The 14,504-nt window shown below is 39.7% G+C and carries 13 protein-coding genes and 2 pseudogenes; 9 read left to right on the forward strand and 6 right to left on the reverse strand.

Translation table 11 applies throughout. The annotated features are described in order from the left end of the window. Nucleotides 1–87 precede the first annotated feature (87 nt). The 4 genes and pseudogenes from ACZSMY_RS09070 (at nt 88) to ACZSMY_RS09085 (ending at nt 2,404) form a co-directional block, all read left to right on the forward strand. Entirely contained in the window at nt 88–1,116 is a 1,029-nt protein-coding gene (locus ACZSMY_RS09070) for a YeiH family protein (protein WP_193064996.1), read from the forward strand. Between the two features lie 381 nt (nt 1,117–1,497). After that, nucleotides 1,498–1,731 (forward strand): annotated as a pseudogene (locus ACZSMY_RS09075) (ribosomal protein L7/L12); the annotation flags it as partial. 84 nt (nt 1,732–1,815) lie between these two features. Then, nucleotides 1,816–1,896, forward strand: a pseudogene (locus ACZSMY_RS09080) (ribosomal protein L7/L12); the annotation flags it as partial. Nucleotides 1,897–1,987: 91 nt separating this feature from the next. Beyond that, nucleotides 1,988–2,404, forward strand: coding sequence for an NUDIX hydrolase (locus tag ACZSMY_RS09085; RefSeq protein WP_465147678.1), 417 nt, complete (start codon nt 1,988–1,990; stop codon nt 2,402–2,404). 66 nt (nt 2,405–2,470) lie between these two features. Here ACZSMY_RS09085 and ACZSMY_RS09090 read toward each other — a convergent pair whose 3' ends face one another. Further along, nucleotides 2,471–2,668 carry a hypothetical protein gene (locus ACZSMY_RS09090; RefSeq protein WP_042532852.1) on the reverse strand — a complete coding sequence of 66 codons (198 nt, stop codon included), beginning with the start codon at nt 2,666–2,668 and terminating at the stop codon, nt 2,471–2,473. A 142-nt stretch (nt 2,669–2,810) separates the two neighbouring features. Further along, nucleotides 2,811–3,824, reverse strand: coding sequence for an NADP-dependent oxidoreductase (locus ACZSMY_RS09095; protein ID WP_042532850.1), 1,014 nt, complete (start codon nt 3,822–3,824; stop codon nt 2,811–2,813). 195 nt (nt 3,825–4,019) lie between these two features. On the opposite strand from ACZSMY_RS09095, the gene ACZSMY_RS09100 reads away from it, so the two are divergent. Then, a complete protein-coding gene (locus ACZSMY_RS09100) occupies nt 4,020–4,724 on the forward strand; it encodes a phosphatase PAP2 family protein (protein ID WP_465147679.1) in 705 nt (234 codons plus the stop codon). Nucleotides 4,725–4,941: 217 nt separating this feature from the next. Here the strand turns inward: ACZSMY_RS09100 and ACZSMY_RS09105 are convergent, their stop codons facing one another. Further along, a complete protein-coding gene (locus tag ACZSMY_RS09105) occupies nt 4,942–6,264 on the reverse strand; it encodes a replication-associated recombination protein A (RefSeq protein ID WP_193064999.1) in 1,323 nt (440 codons plus the stop codon). 334 nt (nt 6,265–6,598) lie between these two features. Here ACZSMY_RS09105 and ACZSMY_RS09110 point away from each other — a divergent pair, with 334 nt between their 5' ends. Further along, nucleotides 6,599–7,024, forward strand: coding sequence for a hypothetical protein (locus ACZSMY_RS09110; protein ID WP_193065000.1), 426 nt, complete (start codon nt 6,599–6,601; stop codon nt 7,022–7,024). Nucleotides 7,025–7,244: 220 nt separating this feature from the next. Here ACZSMY_RS09110 and ACZSMY_RS09115 read toward each other — a convergent pair whose 3' ends face one another. After that, nucleotides 7,245–8,204: a substrate-binding domain-containing protein gene (locus tag ACZSMY_RS09115; RefSeq protein ID WP_465147680.1), complete on the reverse strand. Its 960-nt coding sequence runs from the start codon at nt 8,202–8,204 to the stop codon at nt 7,245–7,247. Between the two features lie 26 nt (nt 8,205–8,230). Next, nucleotides 8,231–8,962 carry a metallophosphoesterase family protein gene (locus ACZSMY_RS09120; protein WP_042532841.1) on the reverse strand — a complete coding sequence of 244 codons (732 nt, stop codon included), beginning with the start codon at nt 8,960–8,962 and terminating at the stop codon, nt 8,231–8,233. Between the two features lie 489 nt (nt 8,963–9,451). On the opposite strand from ACZSMY_RS09120, the gene cax reads away from it, so the two are divergent. Then, nucleotides 9,452–10,510, forward strand: coding sequence for a calcium/proton exchanger (gene cax, locus ACZSMY_RS09125; RefSeq protein ID WP_175297043.1), 1,059 nt, complete (start codon nt 9,452–9,454; stop codon nt 10,508–10,510). 126 nt (nt 10,511–10,636) lie between these two features. On the opposite strand, the gene ACZSMY_RS09130 is transcribed toward cax, so the two are convergent. Further along, nucleotides 10,637–11,470 carry an SDR family NAD(P)-dependent oxidoreductase gene (locus ACZSMY_RS09130; RefSeq protein ID WP_193065003.1) on the reverse strand — a complete coding sequence of 278 codons (834 nt, stop codon included), beginning with the start codon at nt 11,468–11,470 and terminating at the stop codon, nt 10,637–10,639. A 110-nt stretch (nt 11,471–11,580) separates the two neighbouring features. On the opposite strand from ACZSMY_RS09130, the gene ACZSMY_RS09135 reads away from it, so the two are divergent. Next, entirely contained in the window at nt 11,581–12,543 is a 963-nt protein-coding gene (locus ACZSMY_RS09135; protein ID WP_193065004.1) for a helix-turn-helix transcriptional regulator, read from the forward strand. Nucleotides 12,544–12,650: 107 nt separating this feature from the next. Next, nucleotides 12,651–14,453 (forward strand): cation:proton antiporter, encoded by a 1,803-nt coding sequence (locus ACZSMY_RS09140; protein WP_193065005.1) that lies wholly within the window; start codon nt 12,651–12,653, stop codon nt 14,451–14,453. The last annotated feature ends 51 nt before the right edge of the window (nt 14,454–14,504 follow it).

A 14,504-nucleotide genomic window follows, 5' to 3' on the forward strand; every position in this document is an offset into this window, starting at 1 on the left:
TATAACAATTTACTTATCCTATTTATTATAATAAATTATTTTCCTTATTCATTTATGTTGGCTATGCTATAAGAAGGAGGTGCTTTTATGACTTCACAAGCATCACATCGAATAAAACGACAGCGCTTAAATTCTGCAAAAAACTGGATTGGCGGTATTGTATTTACCTTTTTTATTGCCTTGCTCGGGTTCTTCTTAGCAAAAGTTCCTGGCTTTAACCATGCTGGGCAGCTCGCTTGTGCTATCATTATCGCCATCATTTACAGACAATTTTTTGGTTATCCGGAAGCGCTGCGTTCTGGAATTACGTTTTCATCTAAAAATCTGCTCCGCTTCGCTATCATTTTATATGGATTAAAACTAAACATCGATACCATATTGCATGATGGGCTCGGACTCCTTGTACGTGATGCGTTTATTATTCTGTTTGCAATCAGTGTGATGATCTGGCTTGGCAAGGTATGCAAAGCAGATAAAAATATTTCGCTTCTGCTCGGAATCGGGACAGGAGTTTGCGGTGCTGCCGCCATTGCAGCTGCAGCACCAATTATGAAGACAAAGGATGAAGATATTGCTATCAGCGTCGGGATTATTGCAATGATGGGCACTGTCTTCGCACTTGGATATTCATTATTGCGTCCTGTCTTACCATTAACCGCTTTGGATTATGGAATTTGGTCGGGAATCAGCCTGCATGAGCTTGCCCATGTTGCTATTGCAGCAGAGCCGGCTGGAGAAGATGCATTAGCCATTGCATTACTTGCTAAATTAGGACGTGTATTTTTACTTATTCCTCTTTGTTTTATTCTTATTTATATAATGAAAATCAAAACAAGCGGTTCTCAAACACAAAATAAGGTTGATTTTCCATGGTTTCTGCTTGGTTTTATCCTGATGAGCCTTATTGGCAGCTATGTGCTTGGACACACCATCCCTATATCTGAAAATATGATGGAAGGAATCTCCGCAGCAACCACATGGATATTGACAGCAGCTATGGTCGGGCTTGGATTGAATGTCAGCCTGAAAGACTTGCGGTCAAAGGCTTTAAAACCGTTGCTGGCAGTGACTGTTACATCTGTTTTTCTTTCTATTATTGCTTATTTTATTATTTGAATACGTGTAATAAAAACGACTCTATCATAGATTATATGAGCCGTTTTTATTGCAATCAGGAGATCACCTTTTCCCCAACATATTCCAGCTCATTTTCTTCACACCAATTAATGGCAATTTGCCTGTATTCATTATCCCCATAGAATAAAGCTTTCCATGATATCGTAATCACTCACTTCAAACTGATTAGGGAATCTAACGTATTTTCCCGGATTTATTTCTAATTCGTCTTTAAATGTTCTTTGCTCTTCTCCCATATAATTATTGCCTATTTTATAATGATTTCTATAGAACGTTAACTAAATGCTTACTATGAATTATGGATTATAATGATTCATGTTATGATAAATGAATAAACAAAGCCATAGGAGGTAAAGACACATGTCCACGGAATTTATTCTAATTGTTGTTATTGGTCTTGCACTTATTTACCTGTCAACGTTGCGAAACAGAAATAAACCCGCTGACAGACAAGGAAGAGAGCTGAAGTCTCCAGAAGAGATACTCCCAGAAGTTCAGCAGAGGTTGGAATCAGGAGAAAATAAAATTAAATTGATTAAGCATGTACGTATCGAAACCGGGCTTGGACTGGAGGATGCGAAAAATTTAGTTGAGGGGAACTATAAAATGAAGAGCCCCATTGCAGATTCCGACCTTAAGGAAAAAGTCCAAGAAATGCTTCAATCTGGCACCGGGGAAATCAAAACAATAAAATACGTTCGCGAACAGACTGGATTGGGCTTAAAAGAAGCAAAGGATTTTGTAGACAATGTCAAAAAGAATGAAGAGATGTAAATCCGCAGAGAGACTCTGTTTTCTGCTGTCAAAATAGAAACGCAGCCAGTTATACGGAGGTAAGGGAGCTGTGATTGTGATTCCAATCCAAAAAGTATACGGTTATATAACAAGACGGAAAGAAGACAAAATACAAGTCCTTGTTTTCCGGCATTCTAATCCAGCAGCCGGCGTACAAATTCCTAAAGGAACCGTGAAAGAAGGAGAAGAAACAGAAGAAGCGGTCATTCGGGAAATCAAAGAAGAGACAGGATTAAAAAATTTCAAAGTCGAAACATTGATTGCAGAAGATTTTTGGAAAAATGATGATGGGGCTGTTCATCAGAGATTTTTTTATGAGATATATGTAACAGAGTCTCTTGATGAATGGGAGTATCAGCCAACAGGTGGCGGGGAAGAAAAAGGACTGACCTTCCGCTACTTTTGGATTTCTTCTCCAAACGAAACAGAGCTCGTCCGAGGGCATGGGGATTACTTAGATTATATCTTTTAGCAGAAGACTTTTTTAAAGATACATGTTGATATGATTTCTTAGGGACTGTGATTTATAATAATGACCTTATAGACTATCTGACTTGTTCCTGCTGTTTTTCTTTGCATAATACGTCCATGTATAATACACAATCCAAAATAAAGCGATGACTACAAACGCATAGAGCATTCCTTTATTTTCTGGTATAAAGATGATTAAAGAAATAGAAATGAGTAAAGACGGCGGCATAAGTATCCAATAACGTTTATTTTTAAAAGTATTCATAGCAGTCCACCTCCATTAAATCAGAAATCCATCCCGGAAAATATGATAGCCTTTCCATCATTACCTCTTTCTTAACAAATCTAGTTTTTTAAAAGAAGCCGCTTATTCAGAACATATGAATCAAGCGGCTTTCTCTGTAAACTTATTCTGCATCAGCAACTTTTACCAGCTGCTTCCCTATATTATCTCCGGAAAATAGTCCTAAAAACGCATCTGGAATCGAATGGAATCCTTCTTGAATGGTCTCTTCAAACTTCAATTCACCATTAGAAACTGCTTCTTCCAGTGCCTGATAGGCTTCATCATAGTGGTCGGCAAAGTCTCCTACCAGCAAGCCCTGCATTTTCACACGTGATTTAATAAGGAATTGCTGCACGCGCAGTCCAATATCTTTTTCTCCTTCTTCTAAATTATAGGCAGAAATCGCGCCGCATACAGGTACACGGGCGAACACATTTAATAACGGCCAGACAGCATCTGAAATTTCACCGCCGACATTTTCATAATAGACGTCAATTCCATCTGGACATGTTTCTTTCAGCTGCTCACTGACATTTCCTTTTTTGTATTCAACAGCTGCATCAAGCCCGAGTGTTTCTGTAATATAAGCAGCTTTTTTCTCTGATCCGACAATGCCTACCACTCGTGCTCCTTCTTTCTTAGCCAGCTGTCCCGCGATTTGTCCGACAGCTCCTGCTGCCCCCGATACAACAACGGTCTCTCCCTTTTTTGGCTCGCCAATATGCATCATGCCGAAATAGGCGGTGAGTGCAGGCATTCCCAACACGCTTAGAGCGCTTGATGGACTCATTCCTTTTGTAGTTACCTTTCTCACCTTATCATTTTTGACCACATTGTATTCCTGAAAATCGAGCGTACCAGTTACCAGGTCGCCCTTTTCAAAATTACTGCTGTTGGATTCGACCACCTGGCTTACTGCTGCGCCCTTTAATGGTTCCCCTACTTCAAAAGGAGCTGCGTAGGATGGACCATCAGACATTCTCCCGCGCATATAGGGGTCTACCGATACATACAACGTTTTAAGCAACAGCTCTTCTTCTGAAGGTTTACCGATTTCTGCCTTTTTAAATTGAAATGTATTTTCATCCGGCAGCCCATTTGGACGCTCTTGTAGTATTAATTGTTCTTGTGTCATCCTTATTTCCTCCTTCATCTTTACTGTTAACAAAATAAAAATTAACCTTTATGTATCTTTTCCTTTCTCTCTAAAAGATTAAACATAACTTTTTGTTTATTTCCATGCAAAAAAGCTTGTTATTATGTACAATGAAAATTTGACAATTAATTTAAATAGGGAATTGTAAATAGAGAGAGAAAGAAGGGTAGCGTTTTGAAGTCTCAAAGATTAACTCCTGCTTCTTTTTTATTGGCAGGGATTATATTTCTATTATTATTCGGCGTCATCGCCTGGGGTGTATATTTTGAAAGCAATTGGATCCTTTCCTTTGATTTATCATGGATTGAGCGGATTCAGGGAACAATTTCTGAAGAAAAAACAGCTTTTATTATGTTTATAACAGAGCTGGGAAGCATGAAAGCTGTTATCGCCATGACAATTATTATTTGTATTGTCCTCTTTTTCAAGCGTAAATTTGCAGAAGGATTATGGTTCGGCGGTACGATTCTTTTCTGCGCAGCAATCGGCGGAAAAGTATTAAAGAAAATCGTTGAACGTGATCGCCCTAACTTCTTACAACTTATTGAAAAAACAAACGAAAGCTTCCCGAGCGGACATGCCACAGCTACAACGATTTTTTATGGTTTTATCGGGATGGTACTTATTCTTTCAGTTTATCAAATATGGAAAAAAGTAATTATCAGCTTTATCACACTTGTTTGGATTGGTTTTATATTATTTACGAGAATTTATTTAGGAGTACATTTCCCTACAGATGTGCTTGCCGGATTTTTATATGGTTTAGCTGCTGTATTTATTTCCATAGGCGTCTATTTACTTATTCGGGAGCCGCTTCGTCAGCTTCTCCAAAAACTTCATTTAGCTGATCAAAGTCAGGCTTTTAAAAGAGCGAGATAGTACGAAGAAAGGCATCCGTATGAGATACGGATGCCTTTCTTTTCGAAATTTGCGGCGAAAGAACATGCAGTTCACATCTGCATATCGTACGTTGTCTCTCGGCTTACGCAAATCAGCTCATCGCAAAATAAAGTATAGCATGGTTTTAGTTAAAATACCACGCTTATTTTTTTTCCTTCCGGCTAGAAAAGCTTTCATCCCTTCATCAGCTGAGCTGTTAATTATTCCTTTTCTGCCATTCCTTCACATAATTCAATCTTTCTTTAAATTTTTTCTCATTTCCTTGCTCTGTCGGGTAATAGTACTGCTGTCCCTCCAACGAAGGCGGCATCGTTCGCATCGCAGTTAATTTATCTTTTTCATCATGCGCATACTGATAACCCTTTCCATAATCCAGTTCTTTCATTAATTTTGTCGGTGCATTTCTGATTTGCAGAGGTACGGGTTCATTAATCGATTCCTTTACATCCTTTTTCGCTTTTTGCCGCGCTAGGTACACGGCATTTGATTTGGGCGCCAGTGACAAATAGATAACCGCCTCTGTAAGATGGACATCACATTCCGGCATTCCGATATAACGGCAGGCTTGAAATACATCCGTGGTAATTGTCAGTGCACGTGTATCAGCTAAGCCGATATCTTCACTCGCAAAGCGAATCAGCCTTCTGGCAATATAGATTGGATCCTCTCCTGATTCAAGCATTCTGGACATCCAATAAATCGCGGCATCCACATCACTGTTCCGCATCGATTTATGAAGGGCAGAAATGATATTATAATGCTCTTCGCCACTTTTATCATACAGAAAGGAAGTCCGGTTAATCAGCTGTTCCAGATTCGACTCATTGATATAGAAGTCTCCAGCATTTGTGCCGCTATTTAACACCGCCATCTCTAACGTATTTAAGGCACTCCTTGCATCTCCATTTGCAAACTTTGCAATCGCCTCTAAGCTTTGTTCGGTTATATGAATATCCTTATCTCCAAATCCATACGGATGGATTATTGCATTCCTTAAAAGATTTACAACATCAGCTATTTCCAATTGGTTTAAAACAAACACCTTACTTCTCGACAGCAATGCCGCATTTACTTCAAAGGAAGGGTTCTCCGTTGTTGCCCCGATTAAAATAATACTGCCATTTTCGACATAAGGCAGAAAAGCATCCTGCTGCGCCTTGTTGAACCGGTGTATTTCATCAATAAAAATAATGGTTTTTTCACCGAAATCGCGTCTTGTTTCCGCTTCCTTCATTATATTTTTGATATCCTTGATGCTGCTGTTTACTGCAGACAGGTTAATAAATTTTGATTCTGTCTTATGAGCAATAATTTCAGCCAGCGTTGTTTTGCCAACGCCAGGCGGTCCCCAAAAAATAATCGAAGTCACCTGGTCATTTTCGATAAATTCACGCAACACCTTCCCCCGCGCCAATAAGTGCTGCTGACCGACAAATTCATCCAGTGTTCTGGGACGGACACGGCTGGCAAGCGGGGAATTTCTTTTATTATCCTCACCAAAAAGCGATTCCTGTTTCATTGGACTCACCTCTCATTTCAGCAAATTGATTGTTACGGAGTAATTATATTTATTTCAAACGTCTAAACTTTAAAGCTTTAGTCCTCGTTATTTGAAGTGATCAAAACCACCAAAGGAACGTTTGTTCTATTATAACAAACGTTCTTCGATTTGCAAAGCTTTTAAAACAAGGAAAAAGTATTCGTTACAGCCGCGAACAGCCCGATTAACCTAACTGCCAGAGGTTTTAACAAAATGCGTAAGCGCCTCCTGCAGTTCTCACTTTATCTCCGATTAGAAGCTAATTGCCTTTATGCTATAATAAAACAAAGTATTTGCTGAAGGAGGATGACATATGCTTTTTATACAAATCTTTTTGATTATTGTGATTGTTGCTGGAATAATCTATTTATTATTTTTACGTAAAAGAAATAAATTCAATCCATCCCAATCACAAAGAGATCCTTTCGAGGTTATTCTAGAAGCTACAGAGATGATTGAAGATAATAAAAATAATGCATCGCCTTTAAAATATCTGCGAATCATGAAATATGTACGGCAAGAAACCGGTATGGGCTTCTTCGAATTAAAAAGATATGTAAATAATTCGGCCTCCCCCTATCTGAAATTAGAAGACCCGGAGGTTGTAAGCCATTTAAAAGATATGCTTGAAAATCATGAGGATGAGAATCAGGCTGTAAAGTACGTGCAGGATTGCAGCGGGTTAAATTTCGAAAAAGCAAAGGATTATGTTGATAAATTTAAAAAGGCGGATATATAAAATAAAAAAACACTTGACCTGAAAACGATATCAGAAAGTAAACTCAAGTTAGAGAACAATCCGGCGGCATGCGGCATAGATTTTGGATATTGATATGAGTGTAACTGAAAAGGCATGATCGTATCATGTACCACGATTTTTGCCGGGCCCGGATTGTTTTTTTATATTCATGAAAAGCAGCAAATATCCTCAAGACCTTGCTGCTTTTCATACATTTTCGTCAAACTGTTGACCTTTCCATTAACTCCGTTGAAACTTCTTTATGGGAAATCTCTACAGCTATGGCCTGTTCAAACAAAATCTGCCCGATAGAATATAGCGGGATATTAACGGAAGTAATTTGCATAGCACGTGCTATCGGCTGATCATCAAAGCCAATAACCGCTAAATCACGCGGAACCTTGAGTGCATAGTTTGAACTGGAAGTAATTATACCCGCTGCTACTTGATCACTTGTCGCTAGAATAGCTGTAGGACTTTCCTGAAATGCAGCGATTTCTCGTAAAATACGTTCCCCATCTTCTATATTGAGACATTTTTTAAAGATATAATCTTTGTGAAAAGGGAGTCCTTTTAGCTTTAAAAAATCACGGTAGGCACGTTCACGCTGACTGCTGTTTGCCCCCTCCAGCCGATTGACAGAAAAACCAATTTTCCGGTGTCCATGCTCATACAGGTACTCCAGGGCCCTCATAAAACATGCATAATGATCGATAAACGTATAGCTCAACGGCGTATCTTCCCCATTTTCAAATAGAACAATGCTGCCATATTGCTGATAATGTTCCACTGTTTCTAAAGATATTTTTCTGGAACAAATGATCAAACTGTCTATTTGCTTTAGCTTTAACATTTCTAAAGCTTCTTTCTCCTGATGCTCGTCATACCCAGTCTGATACAGCACCAGCTTATATTGATGAACAGAAGCTGCCTGTGATATCCCTTGAACCAGCTGTGAAAAATACGGCACGTCTAAAAATGGCAAAACGATGCCTATAAGATGCGTCTTTCCTTTCTTTAAATTAACCGCATTAATATTCGGAATATAACCTGTTTCTATAATTGCTTTTTTCACAGCCTCCACTTTTTCCTTTTTGACATAAGGGTGATTATTCAGCACGCGCGAAACCGTACTGACAGATACAGCTGCAGCTTTCGAAACATCATGAATATTTGCCATCTCCCTGCCCCCTGCCTGCTACAGATTTACGCTTCGATATGATTGATATACGTTGTTTCGTATGAATCTCCCGTTATTATTAAACAATTTAACCTTCCACCATAAGCACATGCTCCGTCGATATCAATTTTTTTATTCCCAAAAAATATGCTATTATCATTTTTTCCGCGAAGATACTGTGTCGGTGTATGACCATGCACAACGGTAAAATCGTGGGGATGATCAAAGCCTAAAAATTCTTGACGAATCCAGATTTTATCAAAATCGGGCGTCTCCTTCCAATCATCCAATGCAGGATCAATACCTGCATGAATAAAGAGATGGTTTTCCGTTTCATAATAATACGGCAGGTTAGATAAAAATTCTAAATGCTCGCTATCATCTTCTTTGATTTTTTCCTTGGCAGCCTGCAAATGCTCCCCTGCAGCATTACCTGGAAAAAAGTCTTCTCCCACATATGATTCTATCGTATCCATCCCGCCATTGATTAAATAACGCCGTTCCTTATCTGGATTGTTGCTGAATATACACTCCAAAAACATCTGATCATGATTTCCCCGCAAAGCAATAGCTCCCTCTTCTACCAGTTTCATAATATAAGCAACCGTCCGCTTTGGCTCAGGTCCTCTGTCGATATAGTCTCCCAGAAGGATAAGCTGGTCTTCTTTTGGGTTATAATGATTTAATTGCAATAGCTGCTCAAGCTCATGATAACAGCCATGAATGTCGCTGATGGCAAGGATTCTTTTGTTTGACATAATAAATCACTCCTCTTTTCGTTTGACATTTTTTCCATGGTGTTTGAATAGCTGTTATTACAAATCTGCCTCCTGGTAAACATTATATTATGCAGAAGGCTCGTTTACATGGCCTTATAATAAATGATCCAATTCACCTTTTTAAATATGGCTTGAGCGTTATATTCATCCGTGAAATTCTATTCCTCCCAGCTCATACCTATTCTTTCTGACTATTTTATACTTTTTTTGAGGCAGCTTCTAGAATAAATCCTCCATTCTCTACAAATACAAAATATCTCATTCTATTATACCCTTATTTAACTCCAGATAAATCTGTAATAACAAAGCAAAGTGAATTGCACCTTTTTTACTGCGCAAGTGTAAATAATGTGATCTCTCTTTATTTTAATACCGTTTACGTTAAGCGGAATTATCTTCCTCCAAATAATATCGAATCAATCGGGGTAATCTATAGCTATCCAGATATAGAAAAACGGAGGGACTTTGATGAATAAGTTATTTATGATACTCGTGTTGATTGGACTGCCGCTTTCCATCATCGGCTCCATCTTTCATTGGTCTGCTATCATCATGTTTATCATCTATTGCTTGACGATTATTGCTTTAGCGGGCTTTATCGGCAGAGCTACGGAAAGTTTAGCAATCGTTTTAGGACCAAGAGCTGGAGGATTGCTAAATGCAACCTTCGGAAATGCGGTTGAACTTATTATTTCTATCTTTGCATTAAAAGCCGGACTCATCGGAATCGTACTGGCTTCATTAACGGGCTCTGTATTAGGGAACTTACTGCTTGTCGGCGGCTTATCCTTTTTTGTCGGGGGACTAAAATATAAAAGACAATCCTTTAGCGTACACGATGCGCGCCATAATGCCGGTATGCTGATTTTTGCTGTGATTGTTGCCTTTGTGATTCCAGAAGTATTCACCCAGTCGCTGAACGAACGTGATACGATGATTGTCAGTGTTGGAATAGCTGTTATTTTAATTGTGTTATATTTGGCAGCATTACTATTTAAATTCGTTACCCACCGTGGCGTGTATCATTCAGATAACGAACAAAATGAATCGAAACAGGAGGAGGAACCTGAATGGGGGAAAGGCAAAGCAATTGTTATCCTGGCACTTGCAACAGCTGCTGTTGCTTATGTTTCCGAGCATCTGGTATCGACATTTGATACTGTCGGCGCTGCCTTTGGATGGTCTGAATTATTTATCGGGATTATTATTGTTGCAATTGTCGGAAATGCAGCAGAGCATGCATCAGCGATTGTCATGGCTTATAAAAATAAAATGGACGTCGCTGTTGAAATTGCCGTTGGTTCCACCCTGCAGATTACGATGTTTGTTCTGCCGATTCTTGTTTTGTTATCCCTCTTCTTTTCCACATCCATGCCGCTAGTCTTTACATGGCCGGAGCTGATCAGCATGGTGACAGCTGTATTTTTAATGATTACCATTTCGAATGACGGGGATTCCAATTGGTTTGAAGGGCTTACTTTATTAGCTGCATATGTGATTATGGGCATCGGATTTTACTTCATCTAAAATTTATAATAGGAAATACGCATTTTACAGCCAGTGCCCTTATGATATAAGAACACTGGCTATTTTATATAGAGAATACCTGTTTTCCAAGTAATCCATTATTTTAACAATAATATACGTCCAAGTTTATATGGTAAATGGCGGAATATAACGTCCATCGATATCTGTAAACTCATACTCCTTCGCTAATTCTCCCGCTCTAAACACCAGTCCGCTTTTCTCCATCACATTTGAATCAGCTGCTAATGACGCTATTCCACGTCCGACATAACAGGGTGTTTCTGTTTGCTGTAAATCATCTGACTCCCTCCAGCTTTCTTCATCGGCGCCGTGATATTTCAATACGAGCTCGGTCCGCATAAACCCTGGCGAAACAGCAAGAACAGCAATATTATCCGCTTTTAATTCGATAGATAGCCCATATGCCATTCGCACCAACGCATTTTTTGCTAAATCATAATAAAATTGGCCAGTGTACTTGCCATGATCCCAGAATGTTGTATGAATTATCAAAGCCTGTTTATTTTCTCGAAGCAGGGGAACAGCAAAGTGATTGACAGCCAGCTGCGCTCTTACACCTGCTGTAAACATTGTATCCCAATTTTGCAAGGTCAGCTCCCAAAAAGGTTTTCCTTCCACACCCAAGTCATGTGCGCCCCAAACATTATTTATCAAAATATCCAGCTTTCCCTGCTCTTTGCGAATTTGAGAAATCACAGCCTCTGTTTCTGCGTCCTTGGTATGGTCGCACTGTATTGCAATGGCTTTTCCACCGGCAGCTTCTATTTCTGAAACCGTGTCGTCCACAGTTCCCGGCCAATGATTCGTAGATGCTCCCCGAACACTGCGGCCTGTGACATATACAATTGCACCTGCTTTCCCCAGCTCTGCCGCAATGCCGCGTCCAGCACCTCTGCTCCCGCCTGTGACAAGAGCGACTTTTCCATTCAATGGTTTCATTCTCTTCCATCCTTTCTTCCTCAGATATTTTTATTATACAAACTAATTCTTGACATCTATTGTCATATTTCATTTAATTAATATAATTCATTAGAAAAAAGGTGATGTTCATGCGAGGGGACCGTTTCATATCCATTCTTTTATTGCTGCAGTCTCAAGGTCGAATGACTGCTAAAGAATTATCTGAAAAACTGGAAGTCTCCGAACGGACGATTTACAGAGATATGGAGGTTTTAAGCGGATCTGGTATTCCCGTTTTTGCTGATCGCGGCCAAAATGGCGGCTGGTCTTTAGTTGATGGCTATCAGACTGATTTGACCGGCTTAAAGGAATCGGAAATACGCGCTTTATTCGTGCCTGCAGCTCCTCAATTACTGGATGATTTAGGATTAACCCGCACTTCTGAAGACGCCAGAAACAAAGTTATCGCATCCCTGCCTGCAGCTTATCGTGAAAGTGCAAAGGATGTATGGAGCCGCATTCATATTGATACCAGCTCCTGGCGGGGAACAAAAGAAAAAATCGCATCCTTTGAAGTTCTGAAAAATGCAATATGGAAAAATAATAAATTGAATATCCTCTATCAGCGTGCAGACGGACAAACCAATCATTATATCGTACAGCCGCTGGGACTAGTTGCGAAAGGAAGCAGCTGGTACGTGATAGCCGCAAAGGAAAATGGAGATATCCGGAATTATCGCGCTTCACGAATCCAGTCTGCTGTGCCAAGCAAAGAAACCTTTGAAAGACCGGTTGATTTTGATATTGCAGCATACTGGAAAAACTCAAAACAAGCATTTATCAAGGCCTTGCCGACTTATGAGGTATGGGTAAATACTTCCAGAGAAATGCTGCCGAGACTTTCCTTTTCAACTTATTTTGCACGGATAATAGAGACTGCATCTACTGACGAAAAAGGATGGACACGTGTTAAATTAGCTTTTGATACAAAAGAAGAAGCAAAAAGATTTCTTCTTGGATTTACAGATCAAATGACCGTTACCGAACCAGTAGAACTCCATGCAGAAATTCTTCGGATGGCAGAAGCCGCTGTTGCACATTATAAGAAATAAACGATATTCAGTAATATGATCTATTCACCTTCTGACAAAATATAAGACAAACTCTCCCAGAATTGATAAACTACTTTACATAAATCTAAAAGAACGGAGAAAATGCTATGGAAAATATTGCTCTAGTCAGTATCGTTGTTATTATTGTCGTTGGTATCTTCTCGCAATGGCTGGCTTGGCGAATTCAATGGCCTTCTATTGTCATCATGTCTATTGCCGGACTATTATTGGGACCTGTGCTTGGTTTGTTCAACCCGCAAGAAGCATTGGGCAGCCTGTACAGTCCATTGATTTCGCTTGCTGTCGCCATTATTTTATTTGAAGGCAGCTCCAGCCTCGATGTCCGGGAAATCAGAGGCGTATCTAAATCCGTATTCCGGATCGTTACGTTCGGTGCTTTCATTGCCTGGATTGGCGGAGCACTCGCTGCTCATTTTATCGCAGGCTTGAGCCTGGAGATATCTTTCATTATTGGCGGTTTATTTATTGTAACCGGACCGACTGTTATTCTGCCTTTGCTGCGAAATGCAAAATTAAAACCGCGTACGGCAGCTGTCCTTAAATGGGAAGGAATTATTGTTGATCCATTCGGTCCGCTGCTTGCATTATTTGCTTACGAAATTATTAAGGTACTTACAACAGAAAGTCTGCATGCAAATTACTTAATTCATTTCTTTCTCAGTGCCATTATTGCCGTTATTCTCGGCTATGTAATCGGCATGGTGGTCAGCTTAATGATCAGCAAAGGTGTATTTCCCGAATACCTAAAAACACCGATTATTATATCCTTTCTCCTGCTTTGTTTTACCGTAGCCGAGGTTATTATGCATGAAACTGGCATGCTGGCTGTTACCGTTATGGGATTAACAATTGGCCGTACCAAACATTATGTATCCTCTATCGGCCATGAAGTCAGTCACTTTGTTGAAAATATTTCTGTCCTGCTGACATCCACTATTTTCATTTTACTGACGGCTTCTTTAACACGGGAGACAATAGCGGAGATGTTCACTTGGCCGATTATCGGCTTTGTTCTTGTCATGTTATTTATTGTACGGCCTTTATCGATTTGGCTCTCTACTATTGGCACAGAGCTTTCTAATTCTGAAAAGATGCTGATCGGCTGGATTGCACCGCGGGGAATTGTGGCTCTGTCTGTTTCCGGTTATTTTGCAACCATTCTGCTGAATGACGGACATGAAGGGGCTGCTATGCTGACAGCTTTAACCTTTGCGCTTGTATTTATTACCGTATGCGCGCATGGATTTTCACTGCGGCCAATTGCTAAGGCGCTCCATCTTGCCAATGATACCGCACCCGGTGTCCTATTAGTGGGAGCAAACAGCTTTTCCATTGCATTGGCTGCTTATTTACAAAAGATGGATTTACCTGTATTAATCAGTGATTCTTCCGCCACACAGCTGCAGCCTGCTGTAAACAAGGAAATCCCTGTTTATCACGGACAAATTCTGGCAGAGCACAGCGAATATGAAGTAGATCTGACACCATATGAGACCATTCTTTCTCTAACTGGAGATGCTGCATTTAACATACTAGTCAGCCAATCCTATGCACCTAAATTTGGTCATAATCATACATTTACCCTTACCAGCAACAACTATAAGCAAGAGGGCTCGAACAAAATTCCGTTTGCAGGAAAAGGACATCTCCTGTTTCATGAAGATGCTGTATTTACCGAATTAAATAAGAAAATCAATACAGGCTACACGATACAAGAGTTCCCATTAAAACAAAAAGGAAAGCTTGAGAAGGAGCAATTGCCGGAAGATACGGTTCCACTGTTTATCAAAAAGAAGAACCATACCATTCAGCTGATTACGTTAAGAAGTAAAATAATGTTAGATGAAGAGGATCAGCTTGTTGTTTTACAGAAAAATAAGCATACTTAAATGGGACAAAGCCTCGCTGAAATGATGATACTTCATCTATCAGCGAGGCTT

It is taken from the genome of Oceanobacillus sp. B139/18 (assembly GCF_055524595.1).

What these genes read in the sequence shown, in the direction of transcription:
- ACZSMY_RS09070 (WP_193064996.1), top strand. Translation starts at nt 88, where the DNA reads ATGACTTCACAAGCATCACATCGAATAAAACGACAGCGCTTAAATTCT.
- ACZSMY_RS09090 (WP_042532852.1), bottom strand. Translation starts at nt 2,668, where the DNA reads ATGAATACTTTTAAAAATAAACGTTATTGGATACTTATGCCGCCGTCT.
- ACZSMY_RS09095 (WP_042532850.1), bottom strand. Translation starts at nt 3,824, where the DNA reads ATGACACAAGAACAATTAATACTACAAGAGCGTCCAAATGGGCTGCCG.
- ACZSMY_RS09105 (WP_193064999.1), bottom strand. Translation starts at nt 6,264, where the DNA reads ATGAAACAGGAATCGCTTTTTGGTGAGGATAATAAAAGAAATTCCCCG.
- ACZSMY_RS09110 (WP_193065000.1), top strand. Translation starts at nt 6,599, where the DNA reads ATGCTTTTTATACAAATCTTTTTGATTATTGTGATTGTTGCTGGAATA.
- ACZSMY_RS09115 (WP_465147680.1), bottom strand. Translation starts at nt 8,204, where the DNA reads ATGGCAAATATTCATGATGTTTCGAAAGCTGCAGCTGTATCTGTCAGT.
- ACZSMY_RS09120 (WP_042532841.1), bottom strand. Translation starts at nt 8,962, where the DNA reads ATGTCAAACAAAAGAATCCTTGCCATCAGCGACATTCATGGCTGTTAT.
- cax (WP_175297043.1), top strand. Translation starts at nt 9,452, where the DNA reads ATGAATAAGTTATTTATGATACTCGTGTTGATTGGACTGCCGCTTTCC.
- ACZSMY_RS09130 (WP_193065003.1), bottom strand. Translation starts at nt 11,470, where the DNA reads ATGAAACCATTGAATGGAAAAGTCGCTCTTGTCACAGGCGGGAGCAGA.
- ACZSMY_RS09135 (WP_193065004.1), top strand. Translation starts at nt 11,581, where the DNA reads ATGCGAGGGGACCGTTTCATATCCATTCTTTTATTGCTGCAGTCTCAA.
- ACZSMY_RS09140 (WP_193065005.1), top strand. Translation starts at nt 12,651, where the DNA reads ATGGAAAATATTGCTCTAGTCAGTATCGTTGTTATTATTGTCGTTGGT.